The following is a 24,089-nucleotide window of genomic DNA, read 5'->3' on the forward strand; positions in this document are numbered from 1 at the left end:
GTTAGTCTGCATACAAATTCAGCCAGATGCAAATAAGTAAGCAGACTTTGAGATGGAAAGAAAGCAGTCAGCAAAAAAATATTCACTCCAGAATGTGGTGGTCATCGGTGCCAGTGGTTACGCGGGCGCCGAATTGGTGTCATTGTTAAATGATCACCCGCTTGTCGGTGAGCTGACGCTATATGTATCTGAGCAAAGTCATGATCGTGATAAGTTTATTGCTCAGCTTTACCCGCGTTTTAAGGGGCGTGTTGATCTACCTTTACTCGGTTTGCCCGTAGGCACGGTTACGGATGCTTTGGCAAATGCCGATGCCGTGTTCTTATGTACTTCGCACGAAGTGAGTTGCCAATGGTATGCCCAACTGAGTCAGTTAACGGCAACAGTGTTTGACTTGTCAGGCGGCTTCCGGTTGCCCACTGCAGATTTATATCCGCGCTTTTATGGCTTTGAACACCCAGCAACTGAGGCATTAGCTAAAGCTGTCTATGGATTAGCGGAATGGCTAGATGAAGGGTTTGATAATGCCCGCTGGATAGCTGTGCCGGGTTGCTATCCCACCGCTAGTCTGCTGGCGCTCAAACCGCTTGCAGTGTTTAACCACCAAATAAATCATACCGTCATTAACGCGGTGTCAGGCGTGACCGGCGCGGGTCGTTCCGTAAGCCTCAAAACCCAAGCCGCGGAGCTATCGCTACAAGGCTACAAGGCCGGTGTTCACCGTCATCAGCCAGAAATTGATTACTACAGTGGACTGAATACGCTGTTTTTGCCTCACTTAGGTGACTTTAAGCGGGGCATACTTGCGACTATTACTATCTACTTCAATGAGGCGCCTTCTCAGGCGCAATTAAAATCAGTTTTCGACGTGTATCAAGCCAGCGCCCTCGTTCACATAGCCGAGGGTGAATACCCGGCACTGAACGATGTGGTTAATAGCGGCCGGTGTCATATCGGCTGGCATTTGAATGGCAACGCGTTGGTGATCTTCAGTGCCATTGATAACTTACTCAAAGGCGCTGCTAGTCAGGCTCTGCAATGCTTCAACTTAAAGTTGGGTTTACCGAGTGAGGAGGGCGTACCGCTATGAATGTCATCAAACTCGGTGGGCGTGTACTTGATGATCCGCAAGGTTTAACGACGCTGTTTCAACATATTGCTCAGCAACAAAACTTAGAGCCCACGCTTATCGTTCATGGCGGTGGCCAGCAGGTTGACGACTTGTTTGCCAAGTTGAATCTGTCAGTTGTTAAGTATCACGGTTTACGTGTGAGTATGGCAGAGCAAATGCCGCTGATTGTGGGGGCACTCGCCGGCACCGTTAATAAGCAGCTACTGGGCATGGCAATTAAACAAACACTCAAGCCGGTCGGGCTAACGTTATTTGAAACGGGTTTGCGCGTCCAACAAGGGCAGCCCGAATTGGGTATGACGGGTCATTGTATTGAGCCCTTTGAAGTGAGTGAGTTATTACTGACGTTATTAGAGCAGAAGCACCTACCTATCGTGAGCTGTGTCGGATTTGATAGCCGAGGCCAGTGGCTTAATGTAAACGCTGATGAGGCGGCAGCGGGACTCGCTAAAGCGCTTTCCGCGACCCTTACCTTTGTCAGCGATGTACCTGCGGTGCTTGACGACCAACAACAACCTATCGCGCAACTCGATAGTGACAGTATCGAACAGCTTATCCAGTCGGGCACTCTCATGGGTGGCATGCGACTCAAAGTTGAGCAGGCGCTAAACGTTGCTCAATTCCTACAAAAACAAGTGCGAATCTGCGGGTGTTCGTGCGACACCCGTCATCACTCCGGCACATTGATTAATCCTTAGTTTTTTAATATTTGAGATTCGTATGAACACACATTTTTTAACGGGTAATGAGCTTACCCAAAGCCAACTAATACAGTTGATAGATACGGCTATTGAGCAAAAGTCACAGCCGCAAAAATTTACTCAGAGTCTAGCTGGAAAAAGCATCGTGACGTTGTTTGAGAAGCCTAGTTTGCGCACACGACTATCGCTTGATGTGGGTATCCAACGCTTAGGTGGCCATTGCGTTTACCTCGACGAGCAAAACGGCCAACTCGGGCAACGCGAAACCATCGCGGATTACGCAAAAAACCTCTCATGTTGGTGCGATGCTATTGTGGCACGCGTGAATCACCATGCAACTTTACAAGAGTTGGCTAAGCATGCCTCTGTGCCTGTGATTAATAGCCTATGCGACCAGTTTCATCCGTGCCAAGCCTTGGCTGACTGTCTTACATTGGTTGAGCACTATGGCGATGTGAGTGGTAAAGCGCTGAGTTACTGGGGAGACGGTAACAACGTGGCGCGTTCGCTGGCACTTTATGGTTGTCTACTCGGCATGCATGTCACGTTAGTAACCCCTGTTGAACATGGTCTCAGTGCGGCCGATATCGACCAACTCAACCAAGCAGGGGTTGGCTCGGTCAAACAAATTCATGATCCTGAGGCCTGCGCGCAGAGCGATGTTGTTTATACCGATACGTGGGTTTCGATGGGACAACAGCAAAGCCTTGATGAGGTTAAAGCCACCTTTATGCCTTATCAGGTGAACGCCGCCCTCATTAAACGGCTCGGAGCGAATGCCGTGATGCATTGCCAACCCGCCCATCGTGATTACGAAATCACTTCTGAAGTGATGGATAGCGACGATTCACTGTGTCTTAAGCAGGCAGAAAATCGGCTATTTGCACAAAATGCGCTGCTTCATCTTTTACTTAACCCTAAAAACACACTGACCCTGCAACACGCGAGCTAAGGAGCAAACAATGAACAAAGTAGTATTGGCTTATTCTGGTGGTTTAGATACATCTGTCATTGTGCCTTGGTTGCGTGAAAACTACGGCTGTGAGGTGGTGGCGTTTGTCGCAGACGTAGGGCAGGGGGCAGAAGAACTCGAAGGCGTGGAAGCAAAAGCAAAAGCCTCCGGCGCTAGCGAGTGTCATATTGTTGATCTTAAAGATGAGTTTGCAGCCGATTACATTTATCCAAGCCTGAAAACCGGTGCCGTCTACGAGCAGAGCTATTTACTTGGCACGGCGATGGCTCGTCCGGTAATCGCCAAAGCGCAAGTAGAATTGGCACGTAAAGTCAATGCGGATGCCTTAGCGCATGGTTGTACTGGCAAAGGTAATGACCAGATCCGCTTTGAGTCTTGCTACGCCGCGCTGGCGCCTGAACTGACGGTGATTGCGCCTTGGCGAGAGTGGGACTTAAGTAGTCGGGAGAGCTTACTTGCTTATCTTGCAGAGCGTAATATTCCCTGCTCTGCGTCACTCAAGAAAATCTATAGTCGCGATGCCAACGCGTGGCATATCTCACATGAGGGAGGTGAGCTTGAAGATCCTTGGTGTGAACCGAGTGATGAAGTCTGGACATTGACTTGCTCACCTGAACAAGCACCCGATGAACCTGAGTATATCAGTCTAGCGATTGAGCAAGGCGCTGTGGTGAGTGTTAATGGTGAAGCGTTGTCGCCTCTGAAATGCCTCGAACAACTGAACAAACTAGGTGCGAAACATGGTATTGGTCGCGTTGATATTGTCGAGAATCGTCTAGTGGGTATGAAAAGCCGTGGCTGTTATGAAACGCCGGGGGGGACCATCATGATGTACGCTTTACGTGGCATTGATGAGTTGGTGCTCGATAAAATGACGCGCTCATGGAAAACACAGTTAAGCGAGCAATTTGCGCAGTTGCTTTACGATGGGCGTTGGTTTACCCCTAACCAAGCATCGGTGTTAGCCGCCGCCGAAAGTCTGAACCAAGTGGCAACCGGTGAAGTCGTGATTAAGCTCTATAAAGGTAATGTTACTGTCACGCAAAAGTGTTCTCCTTATTCTCTTTACAGCGAGGCGTTTGCCACCTTCGGTGCCGATAATGTTTATGACCAAAAGCATGCCGCAGGCTTTATTCGCCTCTATTCACTGTCGAGCCGTATCCGCGCGTTAAAACAAACGGCAAAAGTGTAGGAGGCGAATATGACCAAGGGACTTTGGGGAGGCCGGTTTAGTGCGCCTCCCAGCCAAGCCTTTCAGCAGTTTAATGACTCGCTGCCATTTGACTGTGTACTACTTGAGTTTGATATTCGGGGCAGTATTGCTTGGGCGCAATCGCTGCAACAGGTGGGCGTTTTAACGACCGATGAGTACAGCCATATACAGCATGCATTGCATGACATTTTACAACACTGGAGTGGGTGCTTAGGTGATGTCGCGGTGGCGGGTGATGAGGACATTCACGCCTTTATTGAACGTCAGCTGATCGAACGCATTGGCGATCTGGGTAAAAAACTGCATACAGGTCGTAGCCGTAATGACCAAGTCGCCACCGATATTCGACTGTGGTGCCGAGCGCAGGTAGAGACCCAGTGGCAGCGACTCGAACAATTGATTGCAGCGCTGGCCAATTTGGCCGAGCGCGAGGCAACAACGGTGATTCCTGGATATACGCATTTGCAACGCGCACAACCGATACTATTTTCGCATTGGTGCTTAGCCTATGTTGAGATGTTTAAGCGTGATCAGGCACGGTTAAAAGATGCGTTAGCGCGTATCAACGTGTGTCCACTCGGATCGGGCGCTCTAGCGGGTACGGCTTATCCGATCGATCGAACGGACTTAGCGCTTCGTTTGGGGTTTAGCGCGCCGGCGGCGAACAGTTTAGATGCCGTATCCGATCGCGATTTTATTGTCGAACTGCTATCGGTGGCTTCACTGTCGATGATTCACCTTTCACGCATGGCTGAAGATTTAATTTTTTATGCCAGTGGTGAAGCGGGGTTTGTTGAATTAGCCGATGATGTGAGTAGCGGCTCTTCACTGATGCCGCAGAAAAAGAACCCCGATGCGCTTGAGCTTATTCGCGGTAAGTCGGGACGTGTGGTAGGCGCGCAAGTGGGCCTGCTGATGACATTGAAAGCACTACCGTTGGCATACAACAAAGATATGCAAGAAGACAAAGAGGGCATATTTGCCAGCTACACTCAATGGGGCGCCTCTATCGATATTGCGCAGCAATGCGTAAACGGTCTCACTGTAAATCAGTCGCGGGCGCTGCAAGCAGCGAAGGGCGGCTATTCAAATGCGACTGAGCTTGCTGATTATTTGGTTAGCAAAGGCGTTCCATTTCGTACCGCGCATGAAGTGGTAGGGGAATGCGTGCAGTTAGCGCTTAAGCACCAGCAACCGCTCGAAGATTTGCCTCTCAGTACTTTGCAAGCAGTGCATTCGGTGATTATGCCTGACGTTTATGAATGGTTGAGCATTGAAGCGCTATTGGCAAAACGAAATGCACTCGGGGGCACCAGCATTGAACAGACACAAGCTGCGCTTAAGAAGCTTCAGCAAGGTCTGCGTATTAAGGTTCGTGATGCTACGCTGGATGATATTGATGCGATTGTCGGCTTGGTCGGTCATTGGGCGGGTGCCGGCGAAAACCTGCCACGAGCCAAAGATGATATTGTGCACTCAATCAATGAATTTGCCGTGTCTGAAGTCGATGGCAAAGTCACTGGGTGTGCTTCGCTCTATATCTATACCACGGGCTTAGCTGAGATACGTTCGTTGGGAGTCAATCCACAAAGCCAGGTGCGAGGTCAAGGTCGTATGTTGGTTGAGCATTTGTGTCAGAAAGCGCGTCAGATCCGATTAAAGCGCGTGATTGTGTTGACCCGTGTGCCTGACTTTTTTAAGCAGCAAGGCTTTACGCTGTGCGATAAAGCACAGTTACCAGAAAAGGTAATGAAAGACTGTGAGTTGTGCCCTAAGAAACACTGTTGCGATGAAATTGCGATGGAATATGGGCTGTAAAAGCAGCCCATTAACTTAACTTCGTACATTGCAGTTGAGTTACTCTAATATGAAGATTTGATGACAGTTTGCAATTGTCACAAATTTGTCACGCTAGCTCCCTACCATTCTCCTCGACTTTTAACCTATGGATAACATCCAAGTCGGGAGAACCCAATGAATCTGAATTCTTTGTTCAAAGCATCTGCGATCGCAGCAGCGTTAGCGCTTGCTGGTTGCGGTGGCGACATCAATATCAATTCGGGTGCTGAAGTACAGCAGCCAGATAATGGTGGTGACAATGGTGGTAACAACGGCGGCGATACGGGCGCTGACTTGCCAGGTACAGCGAGTGGTTCACTATCGTTAGCAGCGTCAGAAGCGCTCGGCGAAGAAGTACAAGTTCAAGTCATCTCAGGACGCATTACCGCTGACACAACTTTAGTGAACAGCAAAAGTGATGGCACAACAGTTATGTATGCTATCGACGGACCTACCTTTGTCGGTGGTGACAACGCGAATTCAGCAACATTGACCATTGAACCGGGTACTGTGGTATTTGGTCGTCAGGGTAATGATTACTTGGTTGTGAGCCGCGGCTCAAAAATCATGGCAGACGGCACCTCTGATGCGCCCATTATCTTTACATCATCACAAGATGTGGTGGGCGAAGAAACAGGCGCTGGCCAATGGGGCGGCTTGGTTATCTTAGGTAATGCATCAAGCAACAAATGCCCAGCAGATGGCTCTGACTGCGCATTGCAAGTTGAAGGTGCTGAAGAGGGCGCAGTGTTTGGCGGCTCTCAAGACGATGATAACTCAGGCACGTTACGCTACGTGGTTGTTAAACACGCAGGTTTCGAAATCGCGCCTGACAATGAATTGAACGGTATCACATTTGGTGGCGTAGGTTCTGGCACGACGGTTGACTACTTACAAGTGCACGGTAACGCGGACGACGGTATCGAAATGTTCGGTGGTACGGTCAACTTTAAGCACGTTGTATTAACCAGCATGCAAGATGACAGCATCGATTGGGACAACGGCTATCGTGGTAAAATGCAATACGTTTACGTTGAGCAAGATCCAAACGGTGGCGACGCTAACCGTGGTATCGAAGCAGACAATGATGGCAGTAACCCAGCGGCAACGCCAATGTCTAACCCGACTATCGCGAACTTAACCATTATCGGTAATAACTTCAAAGGTGAAGACTCTTCGGAAGGTATTTATTTACGCGAGGGTACCGGTGCACAGTTTTACAATGTTGTGGTGACAGGTCCTTCGGAAATGGGTGAGTGCTTTGAAGTTGAAGGTAGCCCACAATCTCAGACCAATCTAGGTGACGGCACTATCACCATGGAAAACTCTTTCATGGCTTGCAGCAATGGTGAGAACTTTAAGTACGGTTCAGGCGATGTAAATCTCGAAGATTGGTTCCTAAATCAGCAATCGAACAACCAAGTCAGCACTTCAATCATGCTAGGTGCTAACGGTCAGCCCATGGCAAACTCTCCGTTATTAGGTGCAGGTCAAGACGTTGCGAACACCGTTGATGGTAGCTTCTTTGAGTCAGTTGATTTTGTTGGTGCGGTTCCGGGTGACAGCGATTGGCGTCAAGGCTGGGCATTTGGTTTTGGCGGCGGTGAAGTCACTGCGGGCGGTTCAGAAGCGCCTGTAGCAGGTTGTCCAGCAGGCACCGAAGCGATTACCCCAGTAGATGGATCTACTACAACTTGTCAGCTAGCGGGCTCTTACACGGACGATTTAACACTGAGCGCGGACAATATTTATGCATTGAGCGGACCGGTTTTCATCGGTGGTGACAATGCGAACTCAATGACGTTGACTATTGAGCCGGGGACAACTGTTTATGGACGTACTGGTGGCGATTACTTAGTGATCAGCCGTGGTTCAGACATTATGGCGGAAGGTACGGTTGAACAGCCTATCACGTTTACTTCCGCAGCTTACGTTGAGACTGGCGAAGGTCAGCCGGGTCAGTGGGGCGGCTTAGTTATCTTGGGTAACGCACCGAGTAACAAATGCCCATCTGATGGTTCTGACTGTGCATTGCAAGTTGAAGGCGCGGCAGAAGGTGCTGTATTCGGTGGTACTGATGCGACCGATAGTTCAGGTACCTTGCAGTATGTACGTGTCATGAACGGTGGTTTTGAAATCGCACCGGATAACGAACTTAACGGTATTACGTTCGGCGGTGTGGGCTCAGGAACCAAGGTGGAATACCTCCAAGTTCATAACAACTCAGATGATGGCATCGAAATGTTCGGCGGTGCGGTTAACTTCAAGTATGTTGTTTTAACCAACATGCAAGATGACAGTATCGATTGGGACAATGGGTACCAAGGCAAGATGCAATATGTATTGGTCCGCCAAAACCCTGACAACTCAGATGCAAACCGTGGTATCGAAGCTGACAACGATGGTAGCAATCCGGCTGTAACTCCAATGTCGAACCCAACCATTGCGAACTTAACCATCATTGGAAACACGTTCCAAGGCGAGGACTCTTCAGAGGGTATCTACTTGCGCGAAGGTACTAAAGCAACGTTCTATAACACGATCGTTTCAGGTCCTGCGGGCATGGGCGAATGTTTAGAAGTTGAGAGTAGCCCGGTCAGCCAGCAGCACTTACAAGATGGTGGCATTGCAATGACTCACTCAGTCATGGCGTGTGACAACGGTGAAAACTTTAAATTTGGCGCAACTGACGTCAATTTGGAAACTTGGTTCACAGGTCAAGCAGGTAATAGCATTGCCGCAGCAGGCGATACTTTGAACGGTGTCTTCAGCATTACAGACGCAACTGCAGCAGACCTCAGCGGCGATACATTCTTCGACAACGCGACATTCGTTGGAGCAGTTGAAGAAGGTAACGATTGGACTGCAGGTTGGACTGTAGGATTAGAGTAACCCCTTAAGTAGCATAAAGTGCTCTTTAAAAGCCGTGAGGTGACCTTAGGGACACCTCCGGCTTCCATAGTAACAAGAGGTAGCTAATATCATGCGTGCCAACCGATTCCCTCTGGCAAATATTTCTCTCGCAGTGCTTGCCTGCTTGGCAACACCTGCGGCACTCGCTTGGCAAGACGCCGAGCAAACCGAAGCTGAAGCAGAGCAGCAGGCAAGCAACCCTGAGCAAGTCATCGAGGAAGTGGTTACCACAGGTACTCGTTTACAGGGCAGTGCCGCAGCGGTAGTTCAAGAGCGTAAAGAACAGGCGTTCGTGGCCGATATCATGGGTGCTGACCAGATTTCGCGTACCGGTGATACTGATGCCGCTGCTGCGCTTCGTCGTATTACAGGTCTTACACTGGTCGACGGTAAATTTATTTATGTACGTGGTTTAGGTGAGCGTTACTCGAGTACGCAACTTAACGGCATGTCCGTACCGAGCCCTGATCCAACCCGAGCCGTTATTCCACTCGATTTATTCCCCTCGGATATTATCGAAAGTTTAGCTGTTCAAAAGTCGTATTCAGCATCAATGCCGGCTAACTTTGGTGGCGGTAATGTTGATATCCGCCTGAAGTCTGCCCCCACGCAAGAAGTTTTTAATGGCTCGATCAAAGTGGGCGGCAACTCAGAAAATTTCGATGACTCATATTGGTATGATGGCGGGAGTTCATGGAAGGGTAAAGATGACGGAACTCGTGCAGCACCACAAATGTTGCAAGCGTTGTGGGGACAACGCACATTCCTTGATGAAATTAGCATCGAAGATAATCGGGATGTGGCATTGGCACTGAACCGAGATTATGACCCTCAAATGCAGTCTATTGACCCTGATTATGGTGTCAATGTGACCTACGGTAACCGTTATGATTTAACTGACAAGTGGGCGATTGGTTTTTTGACCACGGCTGCGTACCGCAATGAGTGGCAGGTTTCTGAGCAGTTTCTGGGTGAAAACTACCGCTTAAACCCTGATGACAGCTATACATTGGTTCGTGGTTGGGATGATGTGCAGTCAACCGAGCACCAAGTGACGTGGTCAGGTATGTTCACGCTGGGCATTAACTACGGCGCGAATCACAAAGTCGACTTCAGCCATGTCATTCTGAACGATACCGAGGATCGTTTACGCGAGAAATTGGGTAACAATAACAACATCAACTTCGGCTCTGACCAGCGTATTCGTGAGTTTGATGTGAATTACCAAGAGCGTCGGATGGTGGCTAACCAAATTAAAGGGATGCATACCTTTACCGACTGGAACTTCTTGGGTATTGATTGGAAGTATTCAAAGGCACGTTCAAGCCGTTATGCACCGGGTAACTTAGAGACTCGGTTTATTTTGACGGACCGTAACGAAGATGGAGTTTTTGACCGTCAAACTGAGAGTAACCTAACCAATGCGACGACGGCTGCACGTTACTCTTTTCAAGATCTCGATGATGAAGTTGAAAACTGGGGCGGCAATGTAACTCTACCAATCATGCTCGATGATTGGGATATCACCTTAAAGGCGGGCGCGGACTTTGTTCAGAAAACGCGTTTTGCCACCAACCGTCGTTTTGATATCAATACGCGTGCGTTCCCCGACTCGAGCGTTTTGCAAGGGCATCAGCTAGGCGAAATCCTTAATGATGACTTATTAGCGAATACTGAACTTAGTTTTACGCCGATATTGAACGATACTACGGTAGCGGGCGATGATTATATTTCTGCGCAAGCAATCGACGCATACTACGTTGAAGGCGACGTGTTCTTTAAAGAGAAGTGGCGTATTACGGCGGGTGTTCGTTGGGAAGACTTCCGCCAAGTTGTGGTACCACTGGTACCAACGACCGGTGAAATCGATTTACCAACCAACCCGACACCTAACGATCTAGCTGATTTAGCATTCCAAGAGGATGACTTCTATCCATCGTTGGCGTTGACTTACTTTTTAACTGACGAGCAGCAGTTACGTTTCAGCTACGGACAAACGGTAGTCCGTCCTGACTTGCGCGAAGTCTCTAGTTCAACGTACCTCGATCCGTTGACCTTGTTCCCAGTCGGCGGTACACCAGGCTTGCGGACAACGTCGATCAAGAACTATGACGCACGTTGGGAGTGGTATCAAGAAAATGGCGATACCTTGTCGTTGGGTATGTTCTATAAGGACATGACTGACCCGATTGAATCTGTTCAGTCGCCCGCGCAAGACGGTCCTCCATTAGTACGTATTGCTAACGCTGAGACCGGTGAAGTATACGGTGTCGAAATGGAGTGGTTAAAATCACTCAGCACGAACTTCTTTGTTTCGGGTAACGTTACGTTAAGTGACTCTGAAATCCAGTTGGATACTCAGAAGATTGTTGAACAAACCGGTGTATCGACGTCGATTACCAATACCGAACGTCGCTTAACGGGTCACTCAAAATGGGTGGTCAACAGTCAGCTTGGCTTTGATTCTGACAATGGTAAGCACTCTGCATCGTTGGTTTATAACGTGTTTGGTGAGCGTATTATCATTCCAGGTATCGAAGGTCGTGGCGATGCGTTTGAGCAACCTTTCCACAGTTTAGACGCGGTTTATAGTTACTATCCAGACTTCAATTCTCAGATCACGCTCAAGGTGCAAAATATCTTGAATCAAGATAAAGAGATTGAGTTTGACGATACCTTGCTTCGTTCAGAAACGCGTGGTGTTAGTTTCTCGCTAACGTATAAGCGTGAATTCTAAATACGCGGAGAGTTTTGATAAAAGCGATGCTAATTAGCATCGCTTTTTTTTGCTCGTTGAATAGAGACTTCGAGTGGTCTTAATGTATCGAGGTGCACATCCCGTTGTGGGAAGGCGATGACGATATCATTCTCGGCGAATAGTGAGTCGATCTTGTAGCGCAAGTCCGACTGCACCCGACGTAAATCCATCGGCGCACTAACCGAAGTCCAGAACAGCAAATTGAAGGTAAGGCTGTTATCACCAAAGTCTTCAAATAACACTTCGATGGGGTACTCGGTGTTAATCTTTTTATGCTCTTTCGCCGCCTCCAGCATTAAGTCACGTACCTTTTCAGCCGGTGAACCATAAGCGACACCAACACTGACATTGCTGCGGATATCTTTTGAAACCAGTGTCCAGTTCACTACGCGTTGCTCTAAAAAGTAGCTGTTTGGCACCAGTACATGAATCCCGTCAAACCGACGAATACGTACACAACGATTACCTATTTCTTCAATGCGACCTTGCTCGTTCTCAAGCTCAACGATGTCGCCAATACGAATTGGACTCTCGGTTAATAGAATAAAGCCCGATATCAGGTTATTGAGCAAATTCTGCGCACCAAAACCCACACCAATGGCGAACGCGCCACCGAGTACTGCAAATATCGTAATCGGAATACCGGCTAACGGTAGAGCAAGTAAAACCAGTAACAAGTAGGCAATAAACTGAAATAGCCGACGAAAGGTAAATAGGGTGTTTTCCGACGCGCCGTTGCGCAGTAGGGCACGGTTCAGTAGTTGGCGACCTATAATGCGAACAACAATAACACCAACGATGATAATGGTCAGCGCAATGACCACTTGACTAAAATGGATTTTTGTATCGCCGGAGGTATAAAGTGGTGTCTGCCATAGGGTTGTAAAGGCGGAGCTAAACTCCGCCCATAAACTTGATGCTTCTTCTTGCATATCAGGCTCGAATTAAACTTTAGCAGAAGCGCGTTGCTTCATCGCTTGATACCAACGGAATAAATTAGGACGGCTTTCATCAACGCGTAGATTCACGACTTTGCCAAAGTCGACTGAGCAGAACGCATTGATATCGGCGACAGTGAGCTGACCGCAGGCAATAAAATCCTTACCTTCGAGTTGGTCGTCTAGGAAATCAAAAAAGCGCTCGGCCTCTTTGATATTGTGCTCACCCCATTCGCGGATGGGTTGCATGCGATGCTTGAAATAGTCGGTCGTGTGCTGAAAGCCCATGCCTATCGGGTAGAACAAATAAAAGTCGACCCAACGCGTCCACTGCTCAATAATGGCTTTGTCGTTGGCATTGTCGCCAAGTAGTTTAGGTGAGTCGGGATATTGGTTTTCGAAATAATGGCAAATTGCCGTGGTTTCGCAGATAAATCTACCGTCATCGAGCTCAAGTACAGGGACTTTTTGCATGGGATTTTTGGCTTTGAAAGCATCGCTGAGGTTTTCACCTTTTGACAAGTCAATTTCAATCCGTTCGACTTTATCTAGTAATCCCTTTTCTGCGAGAAACATGCGTACGCGACGCGGGTTAGGCGCCTTCGCCATTTCGTAGAGCTTCATTGATTAGACTCCATGTTGTTGTTTTTAGGTGGTCCAGTTACGCTTTAACTTATCAGCAAACGCAATAAAACGCTCGCGCATTGTTTGGCGTACTTTGATATCAATAGAAGAGAGTACGGAATAGCCGGAAATATGGATGTGCACTTTAGGCGCTTGTATTGGCGCCTCTAGATGATTATCGAGAGAGCTAATAATGTTAGCGACATTGCAGGTCACGCGGGCAAACTCGGGAACAAAAATTTTAATATCACCAACAAGGTCGAGTAGTTGAACATGAATTTCATCGCTCTCGAAGTGCGCATCAGTAAAGTCGATCTTGAGTGAACCCAGCACACTGTAGGCTTTAATTTTAGCCGGTACTTGCCATGCACCTTTCATGCTTTGCGAAGACAGTATTGCGACAACCGAATGTTCGCTGCCAGCGAATATTTTGGTGGAGTGTGCGTCAAAACGTGCGGCTTTACTTTGCTCATACTTCGCATCAACTTGCAGGGGTAAGTCTTCTACTAAGTCGGCTAATTGCTGGTGAGCGGTCGCGTCAAATGCTTGGTCAAGCCGCGCTTCAAAAGCCTCTTGCGATAGTTCACTATGACTGTAATTCATAACCAGCTGGTCTATCACTTCTTCGCGAACTTTATCCAGGGGACGGTCTTCAAATTTTACAGCCATAACGGCTCCAAATGTTATTTAAATGTTTAATTGTTAAATTATGGATCGCTTAAAGCGCTTTTCAAAGCTTATTTTTACAAAATATCTACAATTTTTAACTAATAAGTTAGAAAGAGCGGCTTGCGCCGCTCAATGTTTTATTGCAGTGAAGGTAACTTATTAAGTAGCGCAGGCGGCAATTTAGATACCAATGAACTGCGCAGCGGATGCCAGAACACCGACACAAGTAGTAAGCCAGCACCCACGATTAAGCCCATCACCGCGCTACCTAAGTCGACCAAGCCAACGCTTGTCAGCACTTGACTGAAAATAAAAATAACGTAGGCCAATGCTGATACCATCAAGGCGCGACGATCGATAATCAGAGATACGACACTCAACACAACATAAACCACCAGTGTCGCGGCTGCTTGAGTAACGCCGATTTCAAAATCACTGCCAAGAATGACGTTAAACAAAGGATGGATCATTAGCGGCGCCGCCAGTAGATGAAGCCAAAACGCGACATCAGAACGACGACTGGTGCGATCGACGTCCGAAGCATCCCAATACATGGCGATGCCAAAGGTGACTAACCCCCCTGTCATGATCACCAAGTCAATTAAGATACTGTCTAGCAACCAGGTGGTGCTTAAGAACGACACAATGATACCAACCACCGTAGCGATCCCAGCCGCGAGCGTGATAGGAACACGGAACCGAAACCAATGCGCTGTTGCAACGGCACTGGCAGCAATAAATGCGACACCGCTAGCAAGGTCGGGTCTAACCGCCATGGCAAGTAATTGCATAATCACGCCACCGAAGGTACCGCCCAATGCCGTCACCAATAGCACGATCGATGGCAGCGCCATATGTCGACGGCGAGTGAAGTACTCGGACAACAACCAACTTGCCACAGCTACTAAACCGCCACCGATCAGCGGCGACATGGTATTACCAATCGTCCACAGACCTGCCAAAGCAATCACTGCGGCGATCACGACAAAAATGTCGTTAAAGCCGTGTACCAAAGGAATATACTCTTGGTCTTGATTTAGGACTCCACCGCGCTGTTGTTGAATAAAATCACGAAACGCGTTCGCCGTTTGTTTAGGCATGACACCTGCCTCGACGGCTGCGCGAATATCTTTGTCGCTGTACATTTCAACGCCCTCATTTTGACTTTGATTAAACAATAATCACGGTGGAGACGAAAAGCGAATCTGCTTTGTTACAAACTGTAAGCAGTGAAACAAATCAGGTTCGCGTAAGCTCCGTCACTTTCTGTTTAGAGAACCAAGGGTAGAGCACCGGCAATACTACAAGCGTCAGTAACGTGGCGGAAACCAGTCCACCGACGATGACCGTTGCCAAGGGACGCTGGATCTCAGCGCCTGCACCCGTGGCAAACAGCATGGGTATCAGCCCGAGCGCTGAGGTGATGGCTGTCATCAACACCGGACGTAAGCGAGACCATGCGCCATCAAATACTGCCTCAGTGACCTGATGACCGTCCGCGATCCGCTGGTTAATGCTCTCTACCAGAACCACACCATTTAGAACGGCGACCCCAAAGAGTGTGATGAACCCGACTGCACTGGGCACCGAAAGATATTGACCGGAGATAAAGAGTGCAACAATACCGCCAATCACTGCTAACGGCACGTTTACTAAAATCAACATTGCTTGACCCAGGGTGCCGAAGGCAAAGTAGAGCAACAGTGCGATAAGAACAAGCGAGATAGGCACGACAATAGATAGCCGTTTTTGCGCTCGTTGTTGACTCTCAAACTGACCACCAATATCGACTGAATAGCCGGATGGTAAGTCAACGGTGTTGTCGATGGTCTGACGGATATCCGCCACGACACTACCCATGTCGCGACCTTGCACATTGGATTGAATGACGACACGTCGTTGAACATCATCTCGGCGTATTTGTGGTGGCCCCGACTCGATCGCGACGTGGGCGACCTCGCCGAGCGTAACCCAAGCACCCGATGGCGTTAATAAACGTAATGAACGAATGGCTTCTGCGGTTTCTCGAAACTGTTTGGCAAGCCGCACATAAATGTCATAGCGCTCATTGCCGTGAATAATTTGGCCCGCTGACGCACCACCCAGTCCATTGTCGACGACATCTAGCACATCAGAGACATTTAATCCGTAACGTGAGAGTTGTTGTCGTTTAGGAGACACCACTAGCTGGGCTTCGCCCTTTATTTGCTCCATTGCTACAGCAACGGCGCCATCGACTTGTTTAACTGCTTCCTCAATCGCCTGACCTTTACGGGCAAGCACATCCAAATCGGGGCCAAATAACTTAATCGCGAGTTGCGATTTAACCCCCGACAGTAGCTCATCGACCCGCGTTGCAATCGGTTGTGAAAAGTTAAACAGTAGACCCGGGTGTGTATCGAGTTTAGCTTCCATTTTTTCCTGCAAGGCGTAACGGTCTGATGCCGTAGTCCATTCTGACTGGGGTTTAACACCGACATAGATCTCAATATTACTGATAGGCTCCGGATCGCCGCCGACCTCTGCGCGACCAATACGGCTCAGCGCATACGTGGTTTCTGGAAATGACATCAGTATTTTTTCGAGCTTAGGAGCAACCTCCAACGCCGTTTCGAGATTAGAAGAGGGGGCCAATGTCACGCGAATATTAATCGTGCCTTCTTCTAGCTCAGGCGCAAACTCGGTGCCCAGTTGCGGAACCAATAGCAGGGCAGCGACAAATAACGCACCGGCGATCGCAACCACCACTTTTTTACTTTTTAAGGTAATGGATAGCAGTCGCTTGTAGCCCCTATCTAGGGGTTTAAGTAACTTATTTTCTCGAGGCTTTATGCCGCGACTAAAGAAGTAACTAGCGAGCGCCGGGACGACCATGATGGCAACAAAAACTGCTGAGATAATTGCCAGAATGATACTGATCGCCATTGGCTCAAATAATTTTGCCTCGACACCCTGAAAGCTAAATAACGGCATGAAAACGACCAAAATGATCATGGCAGCAAAAAAGACGGGTCGTGCGACCTCATTCGCCGCCTCTTTCACTCGGAGTTTGATACCGTGATTATCAAGCTGAGCCGCTTGCGGGTCAGGATCGTGATACTCAGTCCGCTTTGCTGCCTGTTCATGGTGCTCAATATCGGGACGACTCAGATGTTTGAAAATGTTTTCAACCATCACTACCGAACCATCGACCAGCATACCAATAGCGACAGCAATCCCGCCTAATGACATGAGATTCGCAGACATACCGACAGCCGACATAACCATCAAGGCGATGGCGATCGACACTGGTATAGAGAGCAGCACTAAGAAAGTAGCGCGTAAGTTCAGTAAGAATAAGGCCAATACCGCGATGATGAACACAAATGCGATGAGGAGCGAATAGGCGACCGTCGACACGGCTTTTTGTATTAAATCGGCTTGATCATAATACGGCTCAAACGTGACGCCCTCGGGCAGTGCCTGCTGGATAAGCGGAATGCGCTTTTTAATGCCATCGATAGTCGCCTTGGTGTTCGAACCCATACGTTTGAGTACGATACCGGACACCACCTCACCTAACTGGTTGACCTGACCGTCAACTTTGCGCGACATTGATACCGCACCTTGGCGGATTTCACTCCCGACCTCGACAGTGGCTACTTGGCCGAGTGTCACCGAGACCCCGTCAACGGTTTTTAAGGGAATCTGACGGAGCTGTTGCAACCCTTTATCACCGTTCGCGAGCCAGCCCGTGCCACGGATAACTAACTGCTCCTGACCGCGAGGCATATACCAGCCCCCTACGTTACCGTTGTTCTTATTAACCGCATCCATAACGTCCTGTTGGGTCAGTTCATAAGACAATAACTTGGCGGGATTAAGGTTAACCTGATATTGCTTAACCTCGCCGCCAAAGGACAAGACTTCGGTGATCCCTTCAACCGGCATGAGTAGCAGTTTAACCACATAGTCGTTAAGACTGCGTAGCTCCATGCTAGTCACGCCAGAATCAGGGTCGGCGACTAATAAGTACTGGTAGACCTGACCCAGACCGGAGGAGTTAGGACCCATTTCGGGTGTGCCGACACCCTCGGGAATCAACTCTTTTGCCGCTTGCAGTCGCTCAAATACCAGTTGTCGAGCAAAGTAAATATCCACGCTCTCGTCAAACACCACGGTAATACCGGACAAGCCGGTCTTAGAGATGGAGCGGACTTCCTCAACATCGGGAAGGGCATACATGACAGACTCGATCGGATAAGTAATTAATTGCTCAACTTCGGTCGCTGCTAACCCGGGCGCCTCGGTATTCACCGTAACCTGAACATTGGTCACATCGGGAAAGGCGTCCAAATTAAGCTTAGGGATCACAAAAAAGGACGCGATGCTGATGCCGAATAAGGCCAATACCAATAATAGGCGATTGGCGACAGCAAATTGGATAATGCGCTGAAACATACAACCTCCTATTAATGGTTATGCGGGTCAAAGCCGCCCTTAGCAATTTGTGAACGGACGAAAAAAGCCCCCTGACTGACGTATCGTGTGCCTTCCGATACCCCGTCAATAATCTTCCACGGACCTTTTTCATCAATTAGTTCGACTTCTTGGGGTTCGAACTGACCGGGAGCACGTTCAATGAAGATTTGCCAGTCGCCATCTGGAGCACGCATCAGTGCTGAGTCCTGAACCGCTAATACCGGTTGCTCCGACTCAACGGTGAAGTAGACATCAGCAAAAAGTCCAGGATGAAGGCGGTCTTGCTTATTATCGACTGCCAGTCGGATAGTGCGTGTGCGGGTTTTATGGTCGATGGTATGCCCCTCCTGAATGACTTTTGCAGGGTAGTCGACTCCATCGACTGTCACCATCACTTGATCACCAAACTTAACGTTAAGATCGGTGGTACCGGGTAGTCGTGCGTTCACCCACAAACTTGCTTCTTGCAGCACATCAACGAGCTCGGTACCTGCACTCACTTGTTGACCTTGCTTAAAGTTATCGCTAACCACAATGCCGTTAATATCAGACGTCAGTTGATATTCTCCAAGTGGATAATCGGGCTTGGTTAAACGCTCAATTTCGTTAAGTAGCATACCAAACGCTTTGAGTTTAGCGCGCGCTGAGGTAAACGTATTTTGTGCTTCGACGAAGCGTTTTTCACCGACTGTCGATTCACCCAGCGACTGCACCCGTTGCCACTCGTTTAGCGCAACTAAATAACTGCTTTGTGCGTCCGCCATACGCGCACTAAATAGCGTAGCCAGCGGTTCACCTTGTTCGACGTGATCGCCGATACTGACAAAGCGTCTTAAAATGGTGGAATCAATTCGAGGACTGACAACGTAGCTATTGAAATCGTTCGCCACTACCTCGCCGGGCGCATACACGGGGTACTCGATCACGCGAGCGCTGAGTTTGCCAGTGGCAATGTCGGCCATATCACGTTGCTGCTCAGAAAGTGTGATGCCAGCGGGCTCTTGGTGTGTTTCATGGTCTTCTTGATGTTGCTCCTGCGCCTGAGTTGAAACGCTCAGCACCATTGCTATGACTGCATGTAAAGGTTTTACTGACATGATTTATTCTCCAATCGCGTTACTTGTGTGCTGACTGAGCGGGCTTAACTTCAGAGCTTTGCTGAGTTCACCCGAGCGATATAACCATTCGATAGCCGCCAAACGGTATTGCGTTTGTAACGCGATACCTGCGTATTGACTGTCGAGTTGTTGGCGCATTGCGGTGAGGTAATCGGTGGTTGATAAGTCGCCTTCGACCCAGGACTGCTCTATCACTTGGGACGAAGCGCTCTGTCGGTCTTGAAAGCGTTGTTGCCAGCTGTGCCATTGGCTTTTGATAAAGCGATAGTTGTTAAGCGAGGATTTGAGCGCCGCTTGCCACTGATGCTTCAACGCCATGAGTCGCTTCTCTTCCGCCAGTGCTTCGCTACTCGCCGCATGCACTGCGTCGTTGTAGCTGTTACGGATCTGCAAAGGCATACTGAAAGATAAACCAACGACGGTTTCGTGGTCGGTCTCGCCCGCTTCAATACCCAACGTCGGGTTGGCCGTCGTTAGTGAGCGCTTCCAGTCGACATCGGCACGTTTAAGCTGCCATTGCAGATAAGCGGCCTTTAACTGCGGATGCTGTTGCCAGCGAACCGTTAAACTGGGTGTAATATCAAATACGCCATCCTCAATGGTGAGTTGATTGAAATCAGAGGTGGTCAGTAAGGCGTTTAAATCCGCTTCAGCAGACTGCAACGTTTGGTATGTTGCAGCGGTTTGCTGTAATTGACGACTTAACGCCAAAATGGTCAGTTGTTCATCCACGGCCCCAAGTCACCTGCTCGACGACGCTCAGAGACGATGTCGATAGCTTGCTGAACCACGTCCTCCTGCTGTTTCGCCAAGCTGTATCGCCTTTGGGCATCAAACCAGCGCACATAAGCATCGAGTAGCTCTTTAGCGTGCTGGGTCGCCGTTTGACGATAGAGGCTTTGTGCTAACGCTGTCATGGCATCGGCTTGGCTGGCGCGAGCTTCATTACCGGTACTCCAGTCGAGCGTTTGACTCACACCCACCGCGTAGTTATTGACGTCTCCCTCGCGCTCTAAGCGAGAAGACAAGGTTGGATTATATAGCGGTTGATTGAGCTGGCGGCCTTGCTGGATCAGTGCTTGAGCTTGTTGCTCGGCCGCCTGAACACTTGGATGTTGCTGTATTGCTTTTTGCCATAGGTCAGGCAATTGCTGTGCGCTGGCGAAGCTTGAACTCAACGCCATACTAATTGCAGCAAACAAGCGTTTGCTGCGTTTCGAAAACGAACGCATAGGTAGACTCCTCAGTCATGTTACTGCGTAAAACAAATTAAGTGCTGCGAAAGCAGCGTGTTAAGCAGTTATGAGGAGATGGGAGGCCGGAATAATGGCGCTGAAGAGGGATTTGTATAAGCCTGGGCATAGCCCGGACGGATCGTCGCGACACGCGGCAAAGTCAATGTCCGCTCCGCTTTTATGGCATAGAGGTGAAATGAGCCATGACAATGGCAACAGTGGTGACAATCAAAACTAATTTGACCACTACTCGGGAGATTGCTTTTATCGATATGGGATTCGTCGTGTTCGAAATTGAGGTGTTGCTAGAACGCAGATTGATGGGTTTGATGCACGTCAGCGACCGCCTGACTGATTTGAGTCAGAACGGCAAACAGTACAAAAATTAAAAATCCCAGTCTACGCATTACTTCTCGCGGTTGATACGAACCCTGTAAAGCTACATTAAACGCTAATTCGCTTCAAGTTTGGCTGTAGCATTTGAAATTCTCATATAAAGAATGTATTTTTAAATAAATTCCTGTATTGAGAATATAATGAATATTGAATCGTTGAAAATCTTTTGCTGTGTGGCTGATGAGTTAAGTATCACTCGCGCTGCAGAGAGACTGGGTCGAGCGCCTTCAAATGTTACTACTCGAATTCAGCAGCTTGAGTCTGAGGTCGCCACTGACCTGTTTGTACGTATTAATAAGCGGTTATCGTTGTCTCATGCCGGCGAGCAATTTTTAGAATATGCGAAACGCCTTATCGCGCTAGAAGAGGAGGCTAAACAGGTCGTTTTGGGGGAACAAAGCGGTGGTAGTGTGCGAATGGGAAGTATGGAAAGTACAGCTGCAAGTCGTTTACCACAGCTGCTAGCGGACTTTACTAAGAGATTCTCGCAGGTTCATGTAAGTTTAAAGACAGCCCCCTCAAGCAGGCTTATTGATGAGGTGCAAAAAGGGTTAATTGACTGTGCTTTTGTGGCTTTGCATGCAGAGCAAATAGCGCACGATGAGCTCGATGATCGGACACTCAATTCGCTACCTGTTTGGCAAGAAGACTTAGTTCTTCTACTACCACCCAACGAAGCGGGTGTGAAAGATATAACTCAATTAGAAACTCGCACTCTTGCCGCTTTTGCTTCGGGATGTACTTATCGCAAGATAGCTGAGACGGTTTTGGATATTGATGCGAGTTCCGAGTGGTGTGTCCAGGAGTTAAATTCTTATCACGCCATGATTGCATGCGTTGCAGCGGGGCACTGTGTCACTTTGTTACCTAGAAGCGTCTTAGAGTTGAGTCCTGCTGCTAAGACGTTAGCCTCGTTAAATTGTCAAACCATTGATACTTATCTCGTATGGCGACAAGGCCACCTGACTCCCGCACTTTCACGTCTGATCGATGTCGTTAAGGACACGCTGTAATGGAATCGGTGGACCGTAATAATCAAGATCGCGGCATCAGAACGGCGCTAGAAGCGGCGTTAATTCTTACTATTGGAATGGGTTTTGGGCGATTTGCCTACACAGCAATTTTGCCTCACATGGTCGAAGAAGGCGTGTTGAGTGTTTGGGCGGGTAGCTTGGCAGCTACACTCAATTACTGTGGCTATTTGGTCGGGTCACTACTGTCTATATATATTAAACCTCACAACGCTCATCGTATGTGTCTTTGTGCTGTCATCGGCACGGCTGTATTTATGGCATTATTAGCAATGCCACTGCCCGCAGTAGCGATTATTGCGGTGCGCTTTATTGCTGGCGTGTTTAGTGCTTTTTCTATGGTGGCAGCCTCGCTTTGGCTACTTGAACACCGCGGCCACTCGCACCATGCACCTTTATTATTTGCGGGGGTGGGTTTTGGCATCGTCGTCTCTGCAGAACTGATCGTGTTAGCGGATTGGTTGCTGTTAACCAGTTTTGAAATGTGGCTAGCACTGGCATTATTGACCGTAGCTCTCGGTATCATGGTGCTCAGAGGACTATTTGATAGCAATCCCAAAGCAAGCCCAAACTACCAAACGGAAAGTAAAAGGCAAGCGCCCAATATCGGTACCGGTGCACTTATTTTTTGCTACGGACTGGCTGGCTTAGGATACATAATCACCGCAACCTATTTACCGTTTTTAGTCCATCAAGTGTTACCCGAGGTTGATTCGTCACATATCTGGGCGGTATTCGGATTAGGTGCCATGCCCTCGTGCTTTATTTGGCACAAAATTCATCAACGTCTAGGTTCCCAGCTTGCCTTACAAACTAACCTAGGCGTACAGGCGTTAGGTGTAGTGCTACCGACGATGGGTTCGTCCTCTAGCTTTTATCTTTTAAGTGCCATTTTGGTCGGCTCCACCTTCATGGGAACCGTAACAATTGCAATGTCAGCCGCACAAAAAATAAAGTACAGAGTAAAGTTTAATATGCTGGCAGTCATGACGCTTTCTTATGGAGTGGGGCAAATTATAGGTCCTCTCTTGGCAGAGGCGCTTAGAGCTTATAGTGAAACATTCAACAGCTCTTTGATAGCTGCCGCCATTGGCTTGGTACTAGCGGGAGCGATAACTGCTAAACCCTCTAAACAATTGACAAACTGAGGTTTTAAGAGATCGACAGCCCTTCTAGAATTCGGCTCCATGGTACGAATAATTGTTGGTAGTCGGTCTGTAGAAATAAAAAAGCCCCGCACAAAGTGCAGGGCCTTCAGAATGTCACCGAACAACTTCGAGCGTGAATATTTTAGGCAGGTAGAAGTGTAAATATCCCATTTATAACACAGTCATCTGATAGAATATTTATGCCGCAGTTCGGTAATCAAACGGTGTCATATCATTGAGTGAGTCGTGCGGTCTTTCGTGGTTTATGGTGCAAGGGAATACGGGCTACAGGCACTTTCAAATCAAAGCGAACAGCCAGCGTACGTGGATGTTCCTCAATCGCTCTTGTCATTGTGTCATGTAGATCAAATAAGAGTTCCTGAATATAAGGCAAATGCTGAGGCCAAAGCGGAAGCCCTCTGTACGAACTGTCGGAGTAGAGTGTTTGGTTGTGGTTCATTGGATTACGTATTGGCAAATTCATAATTAGAGCCATGATCGTTGACTACTAATAACTGATCTGATTCCGTAATCGTTAACCATGAGTCAGACGTTAAGCTGTCGGGCTCACCAATCCGTTGGTTGACTGAAAAGCAAGATAAACGCGACCACCAAAAAGATATTGGTAAGTTAAGACGGTTAGACGTTTACTTTAGAGGTCTCTATCTAGACCAAATCAATCGAAGTCTGATTGACGAGGTAAAGTTTGATATTCGGAGTGAAGCGTCTGCCTCAACGGCTAACCGTTACCATGTTATGCACATTTGGCTGCCGAGCACTTGAAACGAGTGGCTTGTAACGTTGATGGCTCGATTGGTACAAATCTGGTACACCATCAGAAACTAAAAAGCCCCGCACAAAGTGCAGGGCCTTTAGAATAGTGGTCGGAGGCGGAATCGATAAGATCTAATAACTTATTGTTTTATAGTGGATAAAAAAT

19 protein-coding genes are annotated in these 24,089 nt (G+C 48.4%); 10 read left to right on the forward strand and 9 right to left on the reverse strand.

Annotated elements, in window-relative coordinates; all coding sequences use genetic code 11:
- The first annotated feature begins 52 nt into the window (after nucleotides 1–52).
- The 7 genes from argC to ABNS04_RS05245 all read left to right on the forward strand — a co-directional run bounded on the left by argC (nucleotide 53) and on the right by ABNS04_RS05245 (nucleotide 11,508).
- Nucleotides 53–1,090 (forward strand): N-acetyl-gamma-glutamyl-phosphate reductase, encoded by a 1,038-nt coding sequence (argC, locus tag ABNS04_RS05215; protein WP_272978045.1) that lies wholly within the window; start codon nucleotides 53–55, stop codon nucleotides 1,088–1,090.
- Nucleotides 1,087–1,830, forward strand: coding sequence for an acetylglutamate kinase (gene argB, locus ABNS04_RS05220; RefSeq protein ID WP_006956276.1), 744 nt, complete (start codon nucleotides 1,087–1,089; stop codon nucleotides 1,828–1,830). Before argC ends, argB begins: the two co-directional genes overlap by 4 nt.
- Nucleotides 1,831–1,852: 22 nt before the next feature.
- A complete protein-coding gene (locus tag ABNS04_RS05225; protein ID WP_272978046.1) occupies nucleotides 1,853–2,785 on the forward strand; it encodes an ornithine carbamoyltransferase in 933 nt (310 codons plus the stop codon).
- A 10-nt stretch (nucleotides 2,786–2,795) separates the two neighbouring features.
- Nucleotides 2,796–3,998 (forward strand): argininosuccinate synthase, encoded by a 1,203-nt coding sequence (locus tag ABNS04_RS05230; RefSeq protein ID WP_006956274.1) that lies wholly within the window; start codon nucleotides 2,796–2,798, stop codon nucleotides 3,996–3,998.
- A gap of 9 nt (nucleotides 3,999–4,007) precedes the next feature.
- Nucleotides 4,008–5,837 carry an argininosuccinate lyase gene (gene argH, locus ABNS04_RS05235; protein ID WP_272978047.1) on the forward strand — a complete coding sequence of 610 codons (1,830 nt, stop codon included), beginning with the start codon at nucleotides 4,008–4,010 and terminating at the stop codon, nucleotides 5,835–5,837.
- A 156-nt stretch (nucleotides 5,838–5,993) separates the two neighbouring features.
- Complete coding sequence (locus ABNS04_RS05240; RefSeq protein ID WP_006956272.1) at nucleotides 5,994–8,750, forward strand: hypothetical protein; 2,757 nt, start codon at nucleotides 5,994–5,996, stop codon at nucleotides 8,748–8,750.
- A 91-nt stretch (nucleotides 8,751–8,841) separates the two neighbouring features.
- Entirely contained in the window at nucleotides 8,842–11,508 is a 2,667-nt protein-coding gene (locus ABNS04_RS05245; RefSeq protein WP_006956271.1) for a TonB-dependent receptor, read from the forward strand.
- A 29-nt stretch (nucleotides 11,509–11,537) separates the two neighbouring features.
- Here ABNS04_RS05245 and ABNS04_RS05250 read toward each other — a convergent pair whose 3' ends face one another.
- The 8 genes from ABNS04_RS05250 to ABNS04_RS05285 all read right to left on the reverse strand — a co-directional run bounded on the left by ABNS04_RS05250 (nucleotide 11,538) and on the right by ABNS04_RS05285 (nucleotide 20,571).
- Entirely contained in the window at nucleotides 11,538–12,461 is a 924-nt protein-coding gene (locus tag ABNS04_RS05250) for a mechanosensitive ion channel domain-containing protein (protein ID WP_006956270.1), read from the reverse strand.
- A 12-nt stretch (nucleotides 12,462–12,473) separates the two neighbouring features.
- Nucleotides 12,474–13,091: a glutathione S-transferase family protein gene (locus tag ABNS04_RS05255; RefSeq protein WP_272978048.1), complete on the reverse strand. Its 618-nt coding sequence runs from the start codon at nucleotides 13,089–13,091 to the stop codon at nucleotides 12,474–12,476.
- A 24-nt stretch (nucleotides 13,092–13,115) separates the two neighbouring features.
- Nucleotides 13,116–13,760 carry a LiaF domain-containing protein gene (locus ABNS04_RS05260; protein WP_272978049.1) on the reverse strand — a complete coding sequence of 215 codons (645 nt, stop codon included), beginning with the start codon at nucleotides 13,758–13,760 and terminating at the stop codon, nucleotides 13,116–13,118.
- A gap of 137 nt (nucleotides 13,761–13,897) precedes the next feature.
- Nucleotides 13,898–14,905, reverse strand: coding sequence for a hypothetical protein (locus tag ABNS04_RS05265; protein WP_006956267.1), 1,008 nt, complete (start codon nucleotides 14,903–14,905; stop codon nucleotides 13,898–13,900).
- 94 nt (nucleotides 14,906–14,999) lie between these two features.
- Complete coding sequence (locus tag ABNS04_RS05270; RefSeq protein ID WP_272978050.1) at nucleotides 15,000–18,200, reverse strand: CusA/CzcA family heavy metal efflux RND transporter; 3,201 nt, start codon at nucleotides 18,198–18,200, stop codon at nucleotides 15,000–15,002.
- A gap of 11 nt (nucleotides 18,201–18,211) precedes the next feature.
- Nucleotides 18,212–19,318 carry an efflux RND transporter periplasmic adaptor subunit gene (locus ABNS04_RS05275; protein ID WP_006956265.1) on the reverse strand — a complete coding sequence of 369 codons (1,107 nt, stop codon included), beginning with the start codon at nucleotides 19,316–19,318 and terminating at the stop codon, nucleotides 18,212–18,214.
- A 3-nt stretch (nucleotides 19,319–19,321) separates the two neighbouring features.
- Nucleotides 19,322–20,071 (reverse strand): TolC family protein, encoded by a 750-nt coding sequence (locus ABNS04_RS05280; RefSeq protein WP_242603670.1) that lies wholly within the window; start codon nucleotides 20,069–20,071, stop codon nucleotides 19,322–19,324.
- Nucleotides 20,056–20,571 (reverse strand): TolC family protein, encoded by a 516-nt coding sequence (locus tag ABNS04_RS05285; RefSeq protein ID WP_272978051.1) that lies wholly within the window; start codon nucleotides 20,569–20,571, stop codon nucleotides 20,056–20,058. The genes ABNS04_RS05280 and ABNS04_RS05285 overlap by 16 nt, the downstream gene beginning before the upstream one ends.
- Nucleotides 20,572–20,777: 206 nt before the next feature.
- Between ABNS04_RS05285 and ABNS04_RS05290 the strand changes: the two genes are divergently transcribed.
- From ABNS04_RS05290 to ABNS04_RS05300, 3 genes are all read left to right on the forward strand, one after another.
- Nucleotides 20,778–20,963, forward strand: coding sequence for a hypothetical protein (locus ABNS04_RS05290; RefSeq protein ID WP_040488077.1), 186 nt, complete (start codon nucleotides 20,778–20,780; stop codon nucleotides 20,961–20,963).
- A gap of 147 nt (nucleotides 20,964–21,110) precedes the next feature.
- The gene (locus ABNS04_RS05295) at nucleotides 21,111–21,983 is read left to right on the forward strand and encodes a LysR family transcriptional regulator (RefSeq protein WP_006956261.1); all 873 of its coding nucleotides are present in this window, start codon (nucleotides 21,111–21,113) and stop codon (nucleotides 21,981–21,983) included.
- Nucleotides 21,983–23,149 (forward strand): YbfB/YjiJ family MFS transporter, encoded by a 1,167-nt coding sequence (locus ABNS04_RS05300; RefSeq protein ID WP_006956260.1) that lies wholly within the window; start codon nucleotides 21,983–21,985, stop codon nucleotides 23,147–23,149. Before ABNS04_RS05295 ends, ABNS04_RS05300 begins: the two co-directional genes overlap by 1 nt.
- A gap of 232 nt (nucleotides 23,150–23,381) precedes the next feature.
- Here ABNS04_RS05300 and ABNS04_RS05305 read toward each other — a convergent pair whose 3' ends face one another.
- Nucleotides 23,382–23,633: a hypothetical protein gene (locus ABNS04_RS05305; protein WP_286682509.1), complete on the reverse strand. Its 252-nt coding sequence runs from the start codon at nucleotides 23,631–23,633 to the stop codon at nucleotides 23,382–23,384.
- Nucleotides 23,634–24,089 lie beyond the last annotated feature (456 nt).

The sequence above is a fragment of the uncultured Idiomarina sp. genome (assembly GCF_964010655.1).
Lineage (GTDB): Bacteria > Pseudomonadota > Gammaproteobacteria > Enterobacterales > Alteromonadaceae > Idiomarina > Idiomarina baltica.